Genomic DNA, 17,451 nt, shown 5'->3' with positions numbered 1-17,451 from the left:
ATAAACAATAAAAATGCTTTGGGAAAACTTACTTTCTCTTAATAAATATGGTGATACCAGTCTTCGTTTGCGAAAAAATGAAGATGAAACACGGCTCAGTTTTGATATGGATTATGACCGTGTGGTCTTTTCAAGTGCTTTTCGTAGCTTGCAAGACAAAACACAAGTAATTCCACTTTCAAAAACAAGTTTTGTACACACACGTCTTACACATAGTATTGAGGTGTCGGTAGTGGGGCGTAGTTTGGGGCGTGCTGTGGGTAAACACGTGCTCACCAAATATCCTCACTTGTGCGAATTGGGTTACCAAACAAACGATTTTGGAGCCATTATTGCAGCAGCTGCGGTAGCACACGATATTGGTAATCCACCTTTTGGACACAGTGGTGAAAAGGCTATAGGAGAGTTTTTTCAATTCAAAAAAGGAACTGCTATCAAACATTTACTCACAGAAGCCGAGTATGCTGATTTGTGTAGTTTTGAAGGGAATGCTAATGGCTTTAGAATTCTTAATGAAACACGTTTGGGGGCAGAGGGAGGCTTACGGCTTACTTATGCTACCTTAGGAGCTTTTACTAAGTATCCTAAAGAATCACTACCTGTACGTCCTACTGACCGTATAGCTGATAAGAAATATGGTTTTTTTCAAGGCGATAAAAAATTCTTCAAAGAGGTGGCTGAAACTTTAGGACTAAAATCTAATAGTGTAAATGGTGAATTGCGTTATGCACGTCATCCCTTAGCTTTCTTGGTAGAGGCAGCCGACGATATCTGTTATACTATTATAGACTTTGAAGACGGTATCAACTTAGGGCTTATAAGCGAAGATGTAGCCTTAGAGTATTTAGGTGGTATCATCTCAGATAAGATAAATACTCATAAATATAGCAAACTACAAACTAAAGAAGAACGTATTGCTTATTTACGTGCAGTTGCTATAGGCGCTTTGATACAAGATGCTACCGACATCTTCTTGCAAAATGAAGATGCAATCTTGGCAGGAGAATTTCACCAGTCGCTTTTATATGATAGTAAATATCGCCACCAAATCACTGATGTAATAGATTGTAGTGTGGAACGTATATATCAATCCGATGAGGTAGTAGAAAAAGAAGTATCGGGTTATGTGGTTTTACAACATTTATTAGATATCTTTTTTACGGCTATTATCAATCAAGAAAACGGACGTGAGACATCATTTGATAAACTTTTGCTTAAAAAGTTACCTGAAAAGTATCGCAAAAATGGCTCGTTATATGACAAGGTGATGGGCATTACTTGTTATATTACAAGCCTTACCGATAGTAATGCAGTGGAATTACATCTAAAAACAGCCAATACAACCTTTAATATCTAATACTTTAATATGTTTATTATCAGATATATTATAAAGAAAGATTAAAAAAAGTTAAAAAAAACGCTCTAAAAATTTGCAAGTAATAAAAAAAGTAGTACCTTTGCAACCGCAATGAAGAAATGAATTGCACAAATTTACTGAAGGTCTGGTAGTTCAGCTGGTTAGAATACATGCCTGTCACGCATGGGGTCGCGGGTTCGAGTCCCGTCCAGACCGCTTCATAAGATTTAGTTGTGTTGTTTTGTGTAAATATTTTTACACGGGTTTATAGTAAACCAATGAAAGCTTTCCTTTCTCCAAGGAGAGCTTTTCTTTTTAAGTGAGATAGAATATAATTTCCCTTAATTCTCTAATAATAAAAAGCTACTTATAAACTTTATAGGTAGCTTTTTAGAATTTTAATTATTAATCTAATCCTCGTGTTCTTCTAAATAAGCTTTTCTTACCTTCTTAAACAGCTCCGATGAATACACAAAGTCAGTAACAGCTTCGTTATCGGTGCGGAAAATAGTTTCTTTAGAGCCTTCCCATTCTTTATAACCATTTTTTAGGAATACAATCTTAGCCCCTATTTCCATTACTGAGTTCATATCGTGAGTATTGATTACGGTGGTGATGTTAAACTCTTCAGTAATTTCCTGAATAAGGTTGTCTATTACGATAGAGGTCTTAGGGTCTAGTCCTGAGTTAGGTTCATCACAAAACAGATAGTTGGGTTGGTTTACAATCGCACGAGCAATAGCAACCCTTTTCTGCATACCTCCAGAAATTTCTGATGGTAATTTATCATCAGCATTTACTAAGTTTACACGGCTCAATACTATATTAGCACGCTCACGTATTTCTTCAGGTGTTTTCTGAGAAAACATCTTCAAAGGGAACATCACATTCTCGAGCACTGTCATAGAGTCGAATAAAGCGCTCCCTTGGAATACCATTCCCATTTTTTGACGCAAGGCTACTCGTTCTTTGCGTTTCATATCAGCATACTTCACTCCATCGTAAATAATGTCGCCTGAATCAGGGGTAAAAAGACCTAAAAGTGATTTGAGAAACACAGTTTTACCTGAACCACTTTGCCCGATAATCAGATTCGTTTTACCTTTTTCAAAAGTAGTAGAAATACCTTTGAGCACTTCAGTTCCGTTAAAAGATTTATGTAAATTTTCTACTTGTATCATATTTCTGCTGAAGCTACCACTGCCTCTTTGTTTATTTTCTTCACCAAGCCTTGTAGCACTTTGCCAGGTCCTACTTCAATAAATTCGGTAGCACCATCAGCAATCATCTGTTGTACACTTTGTGTCCATTTCACAGGAGCAGTAAGTTGCTTGATGAGGTTCTTTTTAATGTTAGCTTCATTGCTTACAGCCGTAGTAGTTACATTTTGGTATACTGGACAAAGCGGTTTATGGAAAGTCGTTTGCTCAATCGCTGCTGCCAATTCTTCTTCGGCAGGTTTCATCAGTACTGAGTGAAAAGCTCCGCCTACAGGCAATACAAGAGCACGCTTAGCTCCTGCTTCTTTCATCTTTTCGCAAGCTGCTTCTACAGCTTTGAGTTCACCTGAAATCACCAACTGACCTGGGCAATTATAGTTGGCAGGGGTTACAATTCCGTCAACTGTTGCACAAAGTTCTTCAACCTTACTATCGTCTAAGCCTAATACGGCAGCCATTGTACCAGGTTGTAATTCGCAAGCCTTTTGCATAGCGGTAGCACGTTTGGCTACTAATTGCAAACCATCTTCAAATGAGAGGGCTTCATTGGCTACTAAAGCAGAAAATTCACCTAATGAATGTCCTGCAACCATTTGAGGAGCAAAATTTTTACCGAGTACTTTGCTAAGGATTACTGAGTGCAAGAAGATAGCAGGCTGGGTAACTTTGGTTTGTTTGAGGTCTTCATCAGTACCGCTGAACATTATATCAGTAATGGAGAAGCCGAGAATGCCATTAGCTACTTCAAAAAGAGCTTTGGCTTCAGCAGATTTTTCGTATAAATCAAGCCCCATACCTACAAATTGGGCTCCTTGACCTGGGAAGATGTATGCTTTCATTTATTTTTATTTTTATAAGATTGAAAGTACAAAGATATTACTTTTCTATAAGAATGCCAAATATTTGCGTCAAAATATCTTTAGCGACTTCTTCTTTAGTTTTTAAAGGAAAACTGATTTGTGTTTTTTTAGTAATAAAAGTAACTTTATTGGTATCAGTACCAAAGCCTGCGCCTGCATCGCGCAAGGAGTTGAGTACAATAGCATCTAAATTCTTTTTCTCCAATTTGGTTTGGGCATTGGCAACTTCATTTTCAGTCTCTAAGGCAAAACCTATAAGCGTCTGAGTAGTTTTGATTTTTCCTAAAGATGCCAATATATCGACGGTAGGCACTAAGGTTAGACTGAGATTACCGCCTTTCTTTTTAATTTTTTCGGAGGCTACAGTTTCAGGCGTATAGTCAGCCACAGCAGCGGCAAGGATAGCGATATCACAAGTAGGGAATTCGGTTACAGCAGCTTCGTACATTTGCTGAGCGCTTACCACCCGATGCAAGTGAATTTGTGAGTGAATATTCTTTTCAGTAGAGGAACCTAATATTAAATGTACCTCAGCTCCTTGTCGTACGGCTTCATTAGCAAGGGCAATCCCCATTTTGCCAGAAGAAAAGTTTCCTATAAAACGTACGGGGTCGATTGCCTCGTAAGTAGGACCTGCAGTAATGAGAATTTTTTTACCTTTAAAAGGAAGATTTTCGGTAAGTGCATTCTCTAAAAACAGCACTATATCTTCGGGTTCAGCCATACGTCCTTGTCCTACAAGTCCGCTAGCGAGTTCGCCATAAGTTGCGGGAATGATATGATTACCAAAAGACTTTAATTTAATTAAATTCTCGGTAACCGTAGGGTGGGCATACATATCCAAATCCATTGCAGGAGCGATGAATACCGGTGCTTTAGCAGAGAAATAGGTAGCCAACAGTAAGTTATCACATACACCGTGAGCCATTTTAGCAATGGTATTAGCCGTAGCAGGAGCGATGAGCATTGCATCTGCCCATAGAGCTAACTCTACGTGGCTATGCCAATTGCCCTCAGGAGAGGAAAAATTTGTTAGCACAGGGTTTTTAGATACTGTACTGAGGGTAAGAGGTGTTACAAACTCTTTTGCATTCTCAGTGAGAATTACCTTTACATTGTGCTCCTTTTTGGTGAGTAAGCGTACTAATTGAGGTGTCTTATAAGCCGCTATACCCGCAGTAATACCAAGTACGATATTCATAATTCAGAAATATAATTAGAAAAAGGCTCTAAACGGCAAGCAAACGCTTACTGCTTAAAGCCTAACAAATAATCTATAAATACCCAATTCTATTCGGCTTCACGGTAATAAATCTTACCTTCAAGCCATTCTTTTACAGCAATAGCTTGTGGTTTAGGTAAGCGCTCATAAAAGCGAGATACCTCTATTTGCTCTTTATTCTCAAAGATTTCCTCCAAGCTATCATTATTAGTAGCGAAAGCCTCTAATTTTTCTACTAATTCCTTTTTAATTTCGGCATTTATTTGGTTAGCTCTTTTAGCAATAATAGAGATAGCTTCATAAATATTACCCGTAGGTGCTTCTATAGCCGATTTGTTATAAGTAACAGTAGTGGTAGGAGCATCTATTTTCTTAAAATCCATAATGTAATGATATTATTTTTGTGATATAAAACTTTTTAATGATGTGTTTATTTTTGTAAGCATATTCTCTGCTTCCTTCTTGTATTTAGTTTCAGGGTAGGCACGCAATAAGTTGTCGTAAGCTTCTTTAGCAGTATTGAGGCGCTCTTCTTTCTTAGTTTCTATACTGTTGATAGCCCACTCGTAAGCTGAATGCAAACGCGTGTATAACGCATCTTCTCTAAAGACACTACCTGGGTTATTGGTCAAAAAGTTGTCTAACGACTTCATTGCTGCTTGATAGTCGCGTATTTGGTCGTATTGTTTAGCTATTTCAAACTCTTTTTTCTCTAAGCGAGTTACTAAGTCTAAGGCTAACTCGTTAGCTTCTTTAGCATATTCACTATCAGAGTATCTATCCAAAAAGTACTGTAATTTCTCAAGAGCCTGATAAGTATAAGTTTGGTCTACACTATATTTAGGAGTTTCCAAGTAAAGCGATTTTGCTTCTAGGAAAGCCGACTCTGTAGCTTTTTCGCTACGAGGATATAATTTCTGAAGTCGTTCAAACTGATAAGACGCCAAACTGTATTGTTTTAGCTGATAGTAAGAATCTCCAAACATATAATAAATACGTTCTCCTTGTGGCTTACCCGCATATTCTGAAGCTATTTGTTCAAAAAGGCGTGTCGCTTTTTTATATTTTTTAGCCTTATAAAGCTTCTCAGCCTCAGTGTATTTTACGCTTCCTTCTTTTGATTTCAAGGCCTTTTGATACTCTCCACACGAAGTAAAGAGCACAGTCAGAAGACCGATGATGATATATTTTTTTATTAACATTCGGCAAAAGTAAAAAGTTTTTCTGATATAACAAAATTATGTGAGCATTCCTCCATCAACATTGAGCACTTGCCCTGTGATGTAAGCCGACATTTCAGAGGCTAAAAACACACAAGCGTTCGCTACGTCTTCGGGTTGTCCGCCACGTTTTAGAGGGATAGCATCACGCCAGCCTTGTACTACTTTTTCGTCAAGTACAGCCGTCATTTCGGTTTCTATAAAGCCTGGAGCGATAGCATTGCAACGAATATTTCGAGAACCTAACTCTAAGGCAATCGATTTGGTAAAGCCGATAATTCCCGCTTTAGAAGCTGCATAGTTTGACTGTCCAGCATTGCCTTTCAAGCCCACTACACTACTCATATTGATAATAGAACCTTTACGTTGTTTAAGCATAATGCGCTGTACCGCTTTGGTCATATTAAACACTGATTTGAGATTTACTTCTATTACCTTATCAAAATCTTCTTCACTAATGCGCATCAGTAGGTTGTCTTTGGTGATACCTGCGTTGTTTACTAGAATATCAACTGTGCCAAATTCGGCTACTACGGCATCTACAAACTCTTGCGACTGTGCGAAGTTAGAAGCATCGCTTTGGTAGCCTTTTACTTTCACACCTTTTGTAGCTAATTCTTTCTCTAATGCCATTGCAGCATCCACTGACGAACTGTATGAAAAAGCAATGTTTGCCCCGTGGGATGCAAATACTTTGGCTATACCACGCCCAATGCCTCTACTAGCACCAGTGATAATAGCTGTTTTCCCTTCTAATAATTTCATATTACTAATTGTTAATTATGAATTGTCAATTGTTTTCAACCGCCTATGCGCTTCACCTTAAAACCTTTTTCTTTGAGAAGTTGCATAATAGTGTCACGGTAATCACCTTGTATGAGGATAGTATCGTTTTTCACAGTTCCCCCTACGCCAAGGTACGTTTTGAGTTCTTTAGCCAAAATCTTAAAATCGGCTTCTGCGCCATTATAGCCCTCTATTACGGTTACGGGTTTTCCTTTGCGTTTTTCGTATTTGCATAGTAAAGGTTCATCCTGCAACCAAATATTAGAAGGAGCTTCTTGAGGTATCTCCTCTTCTATATGGTCAGGGAAAAGTGATTTTAACTGATCTCTTAAATCCATCACTATTTAGGTTGAGTGTAGCTGATACGCAATTTTACATCTTTTATAACAGTACCCAAAGGAGTAACCACTGCTGAAGATAGTATTTTGCCTTTTGTATTAGTGTCTCTCAAATATGCTCCTGAATTAGTGTTTTTTACATTAGAAGCTACTACTATTCCTAAAGGCACATTTGTCCCTATTTCATTAACCAGATTTAAAATATGATTGGTAATCCTCAATTGGTAAAAAGCTCCTTTTCCGTTTTCTTTTTGCAATTTTCCTAGATGATAGAGATATGAATAAGTAGACGAATCAGCATTTGATGTTGGGTCGTACTGATAATCTACAAGTACAGCTCCTGTTTGGGTGTTATAGATAAAGAGGCGTTCAGGCTCTTTTGTATAGCTTACTGAATTATCCACATATAACAATAAACTCGCATCGGTTACCATTAGTTTTTGCGACTTAATATTGGCAATATCTGTATTTGAGATAGTAATAGAAGCTGTTTGTCCTAAAGCTCCACTGAGATATATTTTACTGCTATCAGTTAAACTCTCTCCTGAATTGTTAAATAGATTTACTGTAATACCGTTCAGTGAAAGTTCATAACGATTTTTACGTGTTTCTGTAGTTGTAGAATTAGTTCCTGAAGTTTCATAGCTATATACAATCTCTATTTTTGCATTTGCCATATTTAGGAGCATCATTAAATCCTTTGAAAAGTTAGAAGCACTGACGCTTATCCCCTTAAAATATTTTTTAAATTCATTAGCGTTAGCAAGTTCGCTACTGCCTTCCTTGTTGATAATTTTTGTTTGGAAGAAATTTGTGCTTAGTGGAATACGCAACCCTGGTGCTAATACATCTTGTACTTTTTTACTCTCATCTTCACTTGTTTGTGGGTTGTCAAACTGATAGCGAGTAATAGCTTTATTACTGATAGTGTAAGTACTAGTAGTGTTAGACACAATAGAAGCACCTAAATTACTTGTAATATTAGTGTCGTTTGAATAATATATTTTAGCATTGAGATCCGTATCAATATCACTTAAAAAATAGTTCAGTTCTCTCACATTTACTTGAAAGCTCGCATCTCTATTCCCATAGATAGAATCTAACGTATATTCTACATTTTGAGAGTAAGAAGCGTTGCTATTAGAACTATTCGGATTGAAGAAAGGAATGTATAGATACGCTTCTGTAACGGTTTCGTTTTCCGATTTGTTCTCACTATTTTCAGAGGCTTGTGTTTTAGTTCCAAAAGTCGGATTAACAGCTGGTAATGTTACTTGTGCCACTATGGTAGCCGATTTGGTACCAAAGGGAACTTGGCTATACTGTCCTAATAGGTATCCTCCTAAACTGTTAGTTTGTACTGCACTTTCTTTTACTTGGCTTACCTGAATAGTAGCTGTAAATACATTAGTGTCAAAGTTAGGATTTTTTAGCAGTCCACCATCTATCTCGTTGAAATCATTACTTGAGCAAGCACTGAAAAGTGTTACTATAGTAGCAAAAAATAAAATCTTCTGTATGTTATTCATTCGTTTGTTATTTCTTTAATATTTTAGTGTAAAATTCGCGGTAAGAATCTTGGAAAGTTTCTTTATCGCTGTTGTAAAGTACAGGCTTTCTTAGATTTTTTAAGTAGGTTTGGAAATCCTCAGGCATATCTTCACTCACCACTACAACTCCATCTGAATACTTGATAGCGACACGCATCAAATTGTAATAAGTAGGATTTTTTAGCGGGTCTACTGTCTTTTTGCTAATACCATCAAAAGCCACTTTATTGATAAGCGTACTGTCCAAAGCCCCCTCATAATCACTATCGAATACTGAGGTAACAATCTTACTTTCTGAAAAGATAGGTTCATCTTTGTAATAGGTGCGCAAGTAAAGAGGCAACAAAGCCGATGCCCAACCGTGTATATGAATAATATCGGGTAACCAATTGAGCTTTTTAACAGTTTCTACAATACCTTTAGCAAAGAAAATACAACGCTCATCGTTGTCTGGGTACATATTGTTTTCCCCATCAAAGAGTGTGCCAGTGCGCCTGAAATATTCATCGTTGTCAATAAAATAAACCTGTATGCGCTCCTTAGGAATAGAAGCTACTTTAATAATCAGAGGTACATCAATATCATTGATAATAATATTCATCCCCGAAAGGCGTATCACCTCGTGCAACTGATGGCGTCGCTCATTGATATTACCAAACTTGGGCATAAAAATACGTATCTGCCCTCCATTGTTATTCACCATTCTCGGGGCTTCAAATGACATCTTTGCCAACTCGCTATAAGGCGAATAAGGCAACACTTCCGACGATACGTAGAGTACTTTTTTATCTTTCATAAAAAGTAATTAGTTATTTTAATTAGCTCTTAGAAGGCACAAAAGTACAAAAAATTATGCACATATCCATAATTTTATATAAGTTTGCACCCAAAAAAGATTTGATACCGATGATTTACACACACCAAAAGGAACTCCATAACCTGTTGGAAACCCTTAAAAATCAAGGAAAAACGATTGGTTTAGTACCCACTATGGGTGCTTTACACGACGGACATTTATCGCTCGTAAAAAAAGCTAAACAAGAGAATGATATAGCGGTAGTGAGCATTTTTGTGAACCCTACGCAGTTCAACAATCCTACCGATTTGCAGAAATACCCGCGCACCTTAGAAGCCGATGCCCAAAAGATTGCTCAGTTCAGTAAAGAGATACTCATTTATGCCCCTACCGTAGCCGATATTTATGGTGAAGAAGTAGTCGCTGAACCTTTTGACTTTGCAGGATTAGACAAAGTGATGGAAGGCACTTCTCGCCCTGGTCATTTCGATGGTGTAGGCACGATTGTTAAAAAACTTTTCGAGATTGTAATGCCCGATAGAGCTTATTTTGGTGAAAAAGATTACCAACAACTGCTTATTATTCAGCAAATGGTGCGACAAAAGGGCTTGCCAGTAACCATTGTTCCTTGCCCAATCGTGCGCAATGCCGATGGTTTGGCTCTCAGCTCCCGCAATGCTCTCCTCAGCGAGCCAATGAAACAGTGTGCTACCATTATTTACAGCACTCTACTCGCTGCCAAAGAACGTTTTGCTACTCATAGCCCTGCTGAAGTAGAAGCGTGGGTAAAAGAAGTCTTTGCTCAACAGCCCGACTTCACCTTAGAATATTTTACCATTACCGATGCGCATACTTTGCAACCTATTACCAAAAAAGAAGCAGGTAAAGACTACCGTGCTTTTATAGTAGTACACGCCGAGGGAGTAAGATTGATTGATAACCTTGCTTTTTAGGTAAAAAGTAATAAAAAACTTTGCCAAAACTCTAATTGTCTTTGGTGCTACGAGCTTTGGCAAAGTTATATATCTTGTAAATAGCTAATTGATTAATTTCCCTTCGTAACTATAAATACATTTTCTTTCTCTACTCCTATCACTTCGTGCTCTACATCTACGGGTATTTGATAGGTATCGAGGTCTTTGAGCACAATTTCTTCTCCATTGATAAGAAAACGTACAGTTCCTTTCACCATAATAAGGGTTGCAGGGATACTGGTAGTGTGTTTTTTCAGCACTCCTCCTTCACCTAAAGCTATGGCTACTTGTCTCACATTCTTGCCGTCTTTTACAAAATAGGTAGTTTGTTTATCATTCCGGAAAGTGAGCTTATCGGCTAAGTTTACTTTCTGTAACGATTTTACGTGTTCTACTGTTTTGCCATTCACAGCTGTAATGTTGTGCATTTTAAGAATGTCCTGTGCTTTGCCAGCGCGTATACCGCGACGGCAAAAGAGAACGATATTTTCTTTTCCTTTTAGTTCTTGCCATCGGGCACCCATCTCTTCCAAAGGAATATTAATGGCTCCTTCAGCAGTCCCCGCGGCATATTCTTTTGGAGTACGTACATCCACAAGGGTTACGTTGCTAGCGTTGATACGCTCAGCTAAAGTCTGTGCTTGCGCAGTTACACTACATAATATCAGTGTACTCATAGTGATTATAAATTTCATTTTTTATATTGTTTAAATGTACCAAGCAGTTAATCCGTGTATTGTTGCAGCAATTGAAGGTCCTATAATCATTGGTAATTCTTTTCTCTTAAAACCTATGATAGCATCTATTATTTGTATTGTCATTGCAGTTGATAAAATTATTTTAACTACTGTATTATCAATATTAGTTATGAATGGTACTATAGCAACAATCAAACCAAAAGGGACAGCTCGCGCAGCATACATCTGAGTGAAAAATCTTTCCCCTATACTAACCTCTTGCGATTTACTCATCCATTGAGGATAGAAAAGAACTAATATAGAAGAGATTATGCTTATTAATGATGCAAAAGCATTTAAAAATAATAAAACAATCATAAACTATTATTTAAGTTATTAGAATACTAATTATCACGACTTACAAAAATACGTAATTCACATAATCTTTACAAGATTTTATAAGTATTTTTGTTACTAAGGTCAGCAACGCTAAATCTCGGATTACAGTATTTTTCCTATTTTTAATATTTAACTATTACTCAAATTTCTTCACGTCTTTCTTTAGTATGCTATCGGTGTCTTGTGTACCAATAAACTTCATTCGTTCTTCTAAGTCGTTTCCATAGATGTTATTGATACGCGCAATCACACTGTTAAACGTTTGTCCTAATAGCGAAATATTGCTTTTAAGCTCTTCTTCTTTAAAATCTGGATTGTTCTTTACATTGTCAGCTAAAGCTTTTATCTGTGTTTGGAAAAGTCTAAGACGTGCCTTTACAGTAGGAACATTTATCTTTTCAGGGAAGGTAGCGTCATCGCTGAGTAATTCTCGTAAAGCATCTTCTATCTGCACCAACCAAAAGAATACTGAATAATAAGAGCTCTCTACTTCCGAATGTTCCCCCACAATCTTGTCTGAATACTGTCCTACTTTGTGAAAGTATTTAGCAGGAAGTTCTAAAACAGAACGATACAGAATTACATTGTCATTCTCTTTAGCATTCTCATCTAAGGAAAGTTTTATAGTGTAAGGAGCTGATTTTTTAGGTGAAAAAGTAATCTGATATCTGTTCCAATCGTCTTCTAGAGCAGTCTTTTTTACGTTGCTTGTCGAGGAGTTAAGTGTATCTAATGCAAAGGTTGCCGATAGTTCATCGCTGTTGGACTCTGAGAAATTTAGGTTTACTTTTGGATAGTTTACTTTTTTTAAAACTACAGAAAAAGTATAAGGAATGTTTGCTACCAAAAATCTACTCCATTGTAAAGAGGCTACCTCATTGTTCTTTTTCTTTTCAAACCTAAAAACAGTATCTTTCGAAGCCTCTGCGGGAGCTCGCCAATCACGTTCTACTAAGCTATTGATGTTTTCAGTTTTAGAGTTGATAGGGTACAGTCTACTATACACCAAGAGGCTATCGGGGTTTGAGAGCATTAAATCATCTGTGTTTTTAATCTTGGCAGGAGCCATCGAAACAATCACCTGCATCAGCGATTGAAAACTCTTCCAATGCTTCATATCCTCTTGAGCTTTAGGAGTAAGGTCTATCAATTTGAACTCCTCAAAGTCAATTGATTTAACTTTGTGCGCTTGCCTTGTTTTGTTAGTCTCTTTGTCGTCATTACACGAAATGAAACACGTTAATAGACTGAATAATATATAAAATCTGTACTTCATAACCTCTTGTATTACTGAAAACACCAAAGCCAGACTTACTTACATAAATCTGGCTATTAGTGATAAATCTAAAACCTAAATGACTATTTAGCTAACTTGTTAATATGTTTAGCTAAACTGCTCTTTAAATTCGCCGCTTTATTAGCGTGAATAATATTTCTCTTAGCAAGTTTATCAATCATCGAAACTACTTTAGGGAAAAGAGCTTTGGCTTCTTCTACATTTTCCAAAGCGCGTAGTTTTCTTACGGCGTTACGAGCCGTCTTGTGTTGATAACGATTGCGTAAACGAGCTGCTTCGTTTCTTCTGATTCTTTTTAATGCTGATTTATGGTTTGCCATTTTCCTTTATTAGTTTTATTTTTATCGCCGTACCTTTTCTTTTGAAGATACTTCTAATAGTTGCATTTAGTAGTCCGTAGGGGAATCGAACCCCTGTTACAAGGATGAAAACCTTGCGTCCTAACCCCTAGACGAACGGACCTTGAAAATTATTGTTTAATCCAAAAAACTTAATATATGCTTGTAGTCCGTAGGGGAATCGAACCCCTGTTACAAGGATGAAAACCTTGCGTCCTAACCCCTAGACGAACGGACCTTTCTGCTATTAAAGTACTACTTCTCCTCTAATGCGGTGGCAAAAGTACTACTTTTTTTTATACCTGCAATATTTTTGAACATTTTTTTTACTAAAACACTAAAATTATTTCTTAAGTGTCTTATAGTTAGTAGGTTGTTAATCTGTGTTTTTTCTATGTGAACAATTCTTTTTATTTAGCTGTTACAAATTTAGTAAAAACGTAAGTGTGTTTACACCATCGGCGTAATCCCATAGTTTAGGAGTCTGCGTTTGCCCGAAGGGTATTTCACCATCTATAAAATTATGACCTACTACACATTGTATCTTTTCTCTGTCGGTTGCTAATTTCTTTTTTAGGGCTTCTTTATTGGTGTAATATTCATAGAAAAGAGTAGCAATAGGTGAACCGTAATGTTCGTCTTCTTTCAGCAGTAAGAAACCGTTCTCGAGTAGTTTATACAAGCTCATTAGGTAAACGGCTTTGTTGTAGTCGTAGTTATTGGCGTATTTTTGTTCTTCAATAATGTCTTTATAGGGGTAGATAGCCTGAAATAATAGGTTGAAATCATAACCCTGGGGTACGAATAGTTTAGAAACACTTCGGCAACCCAAGCCGTAATACAGAAAGATGTCTTTACCTAAATCCTGCAATTCCTCAGGTGTTTCTTCACCTGTAAGTACGGCTACTGAATGGCGGTTTTTCCTTATAATATGGGGTTTCTTGCCAAAGTAATACTCAAAATAGCGTGCGGTATTATCGCTACCCGTAGCTATTACGGCATCGTATTCAGTTACTTTATCATCTGTAAAAGCTACCGCTTCTGCCCATTCAGTAGCAAAAGCCCTTATCTGTTTTATAAGGTAGGGAAGTAGTATGCCATCGTCACTGGAGAGCTTCACTATTGCCTTATGCCCTGCTACCAATACGCACAACAAATCGTGGAAGCCTACCAAAGGCAGATTACCAGCCATTATAATCAATATTTTTTTAGGCGAAGTAGTTTGTGGTAATTGATATTGCGACAGCCATTGTTGTACATTGTTTTCGCTGAGGGCTTCACTCCACGATTTAAAGGCAAATATTACATTAGCACGCGTAAACCAACTGTTCTGCTGTTCCGCTTCCTCAAATATATCGTTGAATTGTTCGGTTTTAGAAAGCAGTTCCCCTAACCGAACTAAGTTGTTTATATTTTGTTGCTTCATTACAAAGTATCTATTTTACCTTTTATCTTTTACCCTTTACCCTTTACCTTTTACTCACATACCTAACTGTGAGCCCTCGCTGGCTTTATCTTTTACCTTTTATCTTTTACCTTTTACCTAAAACGATGGTACTATCCCAATCCGTACACCAAACTTGGGATTACGCACCCCATTCACATCATTGAAATCGTTGCGCCATACGAAATCTACTCGTATAAAGCGAAAGTTTCCTAACCCTATGTTCTCAATCCCAAATCCGTATTCCCAATACAGTTTTTCAGGTGAATTGAATATAATATTGGTAATATTAGCTTGTTTGTTCTTGTCAGAGAGTGTTCCGTAAGCAAATCGCCCAAATATTAAACTCTTAAAGCGCGTTTTTTGCAAGAAAGGAATGCGGTTGAACAAGAAACCATCAAAATGATGCTCAAAATATCCATTGATATAGGTGTCGGTAATGAAATCGTAGTAATCTAAAAGCGCAAAAGTGTTAGGAGCTGATGAATACGATTGGTTTGCAGGAGTAGGGGTTAGTGCTATCAGAGGTGCTGTACCGAATACCTTCCCTGCTTCCACCGTAGCGTGGAAAATACCGTACCCGAAAAGCGGAATTGGTTTATAGAGTATCGTTTGTACTTTGTTGTAATCAAACTTACTGTTTAATACACCGTCTACGCCTTTGGAGTATTTAAGGGTATACATCGGGAAGAGCTTTTTGCCATAACGCTGTTCCACCCCATAGCCAAATACCTTTCTGTTGGGGGTAAAGGTAAATTGTGCCCCTGTATAAAAGTTGTCGTATTCGTGAATTTCCTCGCCTGTCTTGGGGTTTCGGTAGGCAATAAGGAAGTTCTCTTCGCTTGCTGAAGTGAGTTTTTGGTAAGTACCAAATACCGAAAACTGCAAGTTAGGCACAATATCATAGTTAATAACACCTTGTACTTTTCTGTTGCGGGTAAGATAATAGTTCTCACCACGTGCAATGATAAAGTTGGTAGTATTTTCAAAATCTAATTTGGTATCGTCGTGCATCACAAAGGTACCCAATTGCAAATTGTCGTTCTGATAGCCTGCTCCAAAGGTAATACGCGGACTGTGAGAGATAAGGTATTTACCACTGATACCGTATTTAAACTCTTTGTCTCTCACCCCATAAGCTCCGTATACATAGGTGCGGAAGCGGTCATCGGTAGAGAAGAACGAACGAAAGCCAGCTCTTAGCCGTAAACCCTCTACGTTGTTGCTCGAGAAAGTTTGCCAAAACCTGCCAAACTGCATATAATTGCCAATAGGAATATAGCCCGACGTCACAATATCGGTTACATCACCTATCATCTTGATGCGTTTATTGCTCCCCACTTCCCGAATCAGAACTTTCGTTTTAGTGAGGTCTGCCCCTCCTAAGGTATTTGCGTCCCAATAACTATCGTCTTTGTAAAACTGATTTTTTGCAACCTTTACTACCTGTTCGTCATAAAAATTAGCAGGTTTAGGCTTGTTGAGAACAATATCCGAAAAAGTGATGTAGTTCTTCACATACAATCCCTTTTCTTCGTCTTTCTTCGTCAGGAGCGTAAAGTCCCCTTCTTGTATCTCGCGTTCAGGAAGGTAAATGCTGTCGTTAGCAATGGTAAAGTATTTTTCAAAAGAAAGTCCACGTACTAAGTTGATATTCGTTTTAGCCGTAGTGCGCATCTGTATCGAACTCACTATATAAGTCTTAGTGTCTACTTCAAACTTACCCTCTAATGCTAAATCTTGGTCATCACGAGGAAAGAAGTTGATACGATAGAACGAGCGGTCGTCTCTCTGAATTGTATCGCTCAGCACGTACAGATATACGCCATAACCAAACTCCGCTAGCGGACTCACAAAGGGCTTGTTCAGTATCATATAAGTATTGTCGTAAATATCAAAATCGTCAAACGACTGACTTACACGTTCCAATCCAAATCCTTGTTGTACAATCCCTTGAGCACGTTCAGCTTCTATGTCCACTCGCTTTTTCCCCAACTGATTGTCGCCGTAAACCGTTTCTATCTTTTCAGTGAGATACATTGGCAGAGAGAAGGTCTCTTTGTATTTCTTCTCAGAAAGAATACGCCTGATAGTGTCATATTCCTTTCCTAAAGCCTTTTTTAAGAAGATGGTATCGAGGTTGTTCACCCCCAATTCCGTTGTACTGTGTTTTTTAAACTGATAAGCCGTGGCGTTTTGTAGTCCACGCTTCTTTTTATTCTTCCAAATACCTTGTAATACGGTATAGGCAGGGTTCTCTTTTTTAGAAAGTGCCTTAGTAGGTTTCGCTACAACTGTTACCTCTTCAAGCAATTCCCCTTCCACCAATACCACTACCAAATCCTTGGTGTTATCTTTGTCTAAATGTATTTTCCTAGCGTTGTATCCTATAAGTGAGACTTCTAATTCCTTTTGTCTTTTCTCCGAATACAGAGAAAACCGCCCTTGGTCGTCGGTATAAGCTCCAATGGTAGTTTTTGCAAAAATCACATTGGCATAAGCCACGGGGTTGCCGTTTTCATCAATCACTTTACCCGACACGTGTGTCTGCCCCCATACTTTTGTAAAACAGAGCATTAAACCGAATAGAAGGAGTAGTAAGAAGCGTTTTTTCATCGTATAAAATCACTTTTAAAATGCAAAGATATAAAAAATAATAAAAATAATATACAGAATGTTACTTTTCTAAAACCAAATCTACTGTATATTATTATAAACTCTTATTTTTTGTAGACCTGCCTTTCACGAAAATAAAACCCTCATTTTCCTTCTATTGTTCCTTTGTCATTTGTCTGTCACGTCCCTCTTCATTCGTCATTCGTCCCTCGTCATTACTTCCCTTTTTCGTCACTCGCCCCTCGTCCCTACTCCCCCTCTCCTTGGGAGAAGTCTCCGAATAGGAGAGTATGTTATTGGGGAGAGGATTCTTTTTCTTTCGTCTCGAAACCCTCTTTTTACCATTTTTAGCCTTGT

18 protein-coding genes and 3 tRNA genes are annotated in these 17,451 nt (G+C 37.7%); 3 read left to right on the top strand and 18 right to left on the bottom strand.

The genetic code is table 11. The annotated features are described in order from the left end of the window. Nucleotides 1–13: 13 nt before the first annotated feature. Together dgt and HMPREF9078_RS10780 are read left to right on the top strand one after the other, a co-directional pair. On the top strand, nt 14–1,357 hold the full coding sequence (gene dgt / locus HMPREF9078_RS10785) for a dGTP triphosphohydrolase (RefSeq protein WP_009420697.1): 1,344 nt from the start codon (nt 14–16) through the stop codon (nt 1,355–1,357). 142 nt (nt 1,358–1,499) lie between these two features. Further along, nucleotides 1,500–1,573: transfer RNA gene (locus HMPREF9078_RS10780), tRNA-Asp, on the top strand. Nucleotides 1,574–1,767: 194 nt separating this feature from the next. Here HMPREF9078_RS10780 and HMPREF9078_RS10775 read toward each other — a convergent pair. From HMPREF9078_RS10775 to HMPREF9078_RS10735, 9 genes are all read right to left on the bottom strand, one after another. Beyond that, entirely contained in the window at nt 1,768–2,538 is a 771-nt protein-coding gene (locus HMPREF9078_RS10775; protein WP_009420696.1) for an ABC transporter ATP-binding protein, read from the bottom strand. Next, on the bottom strand, nt 2,535–3,416 hold the full coding sequence (gene fabD / locus HMPREF9078_RS10770; protein ID WP_009420695.1) for an ACP S-malonyltransferase: 882 nt from the start codon (nt 3,414–3,416) through the stop codon (nt 2,535–2,537). The genes HMPREF9078_RS10775 and fabD overlap by 4 nt, the downstream gene beginning before the upstream one ends. Before the next feature lie 37 nt (nt 3,417–3,453). Continuing rightward, nucleotides 3,454–4,638 carry a bifunctional phosphopantothenoylcysteine decarboxylase/phosphopantothenate--cysteine ligase CoaBC gene (gene coaBC / locus HMPREF9078_RS10765; RefSeq protein ID WP_009420694.1) on the bottom strand — a complete coding sequence of 395 codons (1,185 nt, stop codon included), beginning with the start codon at nt 4,636–4,638 and terminating at the stop codon, nt 3,454–3,456. A gap of 89 nt (nt 4,639–4,727) precedes the next feature. After that, nucleotides 4,728–5,042, bottom strand: a complete 315-nt coding sequence (locus HMPREF9078_RS10760) for a DNA-directed RNA polymerase subunit omega (protein ID WP_002670957.1) — start codon at nt 5,040–5,042, stop codon at nt 4,728–4,730. A 12-nt stretch (nt 5,043–5,054) separates the two neighbouring features. Continuing rightward, nucleotides 5,055–5,861: an outer membrane protein assembly factor BamD gene (locus tag HMPREF9078_RS10755; protein WP_009420693.1), complete on the bottom strand. Its 807-nt coding sequence runs from the start codon at nt 5,859–5,861 to the stop codon at nt 5,055–5,057. A 36-nt stretch (nt 5,862–5,897) separates the two neighbouring features. Next, nucleotides 5,898–6,644 (bottom strand): 3-oxoacyl-[acyl-carrier-protein] reductase, encoded by a 747-nt coding sequence (gene fabG, locus HMPREF9078_RS10750; RefSeq protein ID WP_009420692.1) that lies wholly within the window; start codon nt 6,642–6,644, stop codon nt 5,898–5,900. A gap of 35 nt (nt 6,645–6,679) precedes the next feature. Beyond that, the gene (locus tag HMPREF9078_RS10745) at nt 6,680–7,003 is read right to left on the bottom strand and encodes a translation initiation factor (RefSeq protein WP_009420691.1); all 324 of its coding nucleotides are present in this window, start codon (nt 7,001–7,003) and stop codon (nt 6,680–6,682) included. Between the two features lie 2 nt (nt 7,004–7,005). Then, nucleotides 7,006–8,532, bottom strand: coding sequence for a DUF4270 domain-containing protein (locus HMPREF9078_RS10740; protein ID WP_009420690.1), 1,527 nt, complete (start codon nt 8,530–8,532; stop codon nt 7,006–7,008). Between the two features lie 7 nt (nt 8,533–8,539). Beyond that, nucleotides 8,540–9,349: a glycogen/starch synthase gene (locus tag HMPREF9078_RS10735; protein WP_009411690.1), complete on the bottom strand. Its 810-nt coding sequence runs from the start codon at nt 9,347–9,349 to the stop codon at nt 8,540–8,542. 56 nt (nt 9,350–9,405) lie between these two features. On the opposite strand from HMPREF9078_RS10735, the gene panC reads away from it, so the two are divergent. Beyond that, nucleotides 9,406–10,302, top strand: coding sequence for a pantoate--beta-alanine ligase (gene panC / locus HMPREF9078_RS10730; RefSeq protein WP_009420689.1), 897 nt, complete (start codon nt 9,406–9,408; stop codon nt 10,300–10,302). A gap of 92 nt (nt 10,303–10,394) precedes the next feature. Here panC and HMPREF9078_RS10725 read toward each other — a convergent pair whose 3' ends face one another. From HMPREF9078_RS10725 to HMPREF9078_RS12245, 9 genes are all read right to left on the bottom strand, one after another. Then, the gene (locus tag HMPREF9078_RS10725; RefSeq protein ID WP_009420688.1) at nt 10,395–11,018 is read right to left on the bottom strand and encodes a rhodanese-like domain-containing protein; all 624 of its coding nucleotides are present in this window, start codon (nt 11,016–11,018) and stop codon (nt 10,395–10,397) included. A gap of 12 nt (nt 11,019–11,030) precedes the next feature. After that, the gene (locus tag HMPREF9078_RS10720) at nt 11,031–11,378 is read right to left on the bottom strand and encodes a hypothetical protein (protein ID WP_009411693.1); all 348 of its coding nucleotides are present in this window, start codon (nt 11,376–11,378) and stop codon (nt 11,031–11,033) included. Nucleotides 11,379–11,535: 157 nt separating this feature from the next. After that, nucleotides 11,536–12,675 (bottom strand): hypothetical protein, encoded by a 1,140-nt coding sequence (locus HMPREF9078_RS10715; RefSeq protein WP_034543575.1) that lies wholly within the window; start codon nt 12,673–12,675, stop codon nt 11,536–11,538. A gap of 83 nt (nt 12,676–12,758) precedes the next feature. Continuing rightward, nucleotides 12,759–13,016: a 30S ribosomal protein S20 gene (rpsT, locus tag HMPREF9078_RS10710; RefSeq protein ID WP_002670974.1), complete on the bottom strand. Its 258-nt coding sequence runs from the start codon at nt 13,014–13,016 to the stop codon at nt 12,759–12,761. Nucleotides 13,017–13,086: 70 nt separating this feature from the next. Continuing rightward, nucleotides 13,087–13,158 (bottom strand) — tRNA-Glu (locus HMPREF9078_RS10705). Nucleotides 13,159–13,200: 42 nt separating this feature from the next. Continuing rightward, nucleotides 13,201–13,272: transfer RNA gene (locus HMPREF9078_RS10700), tRNA-Glu, on the bottom strand. A 183-nt stretch (nt 13,273–13,455) separates the two neighbouring features. Next, complete coding sequence (locus tag HMPREF9078_RS10695) at nt 13,456–14,460, bottom strand: acyl-CoA reductase (protein WP_009420686.1); 1,005 nt, start codon at nt 14,458–14,460, stop codon at nt 13,456–13,458. Between the two features lie 117 nt (nt 14,461–14,577). Further along, nucleotides 14,578–17,094: a DUF5686 and carboxypeptidase-like regulatory domain-containing protein gene (locus tag HMPREF9078_RS10690; protein WP_009420685.1), complete on the bottom strand. Its 2,517-nt coding sequence runs from the start codon at nt 17,092–17,094 to the stop codon at nt 14,578–14,580. Between the two features lie 154 nt (nt 17,095–17,248). Further along, the coding region (locus HMPREF9078_RS12245) for a hypothetical protein (protein ID WP_009420684.1) at nt 17,249–17,451 on the bottom strand (203 nt) is incomplete at its 5' end.

The organism is Capnocytophaga sp. oral taxon 380 str. F0488, from assembly GCF_000318255.2.
GTDB lineage: Bacteria > Bacteroidota > Bacteroidia > Flavobacteriales > Flavobacteriaceae > Capnocytophaga > Capnocytophaga ochracea.
This window is presented reverse-complemented; position numbering and strand designations above follow the sequence as displayed.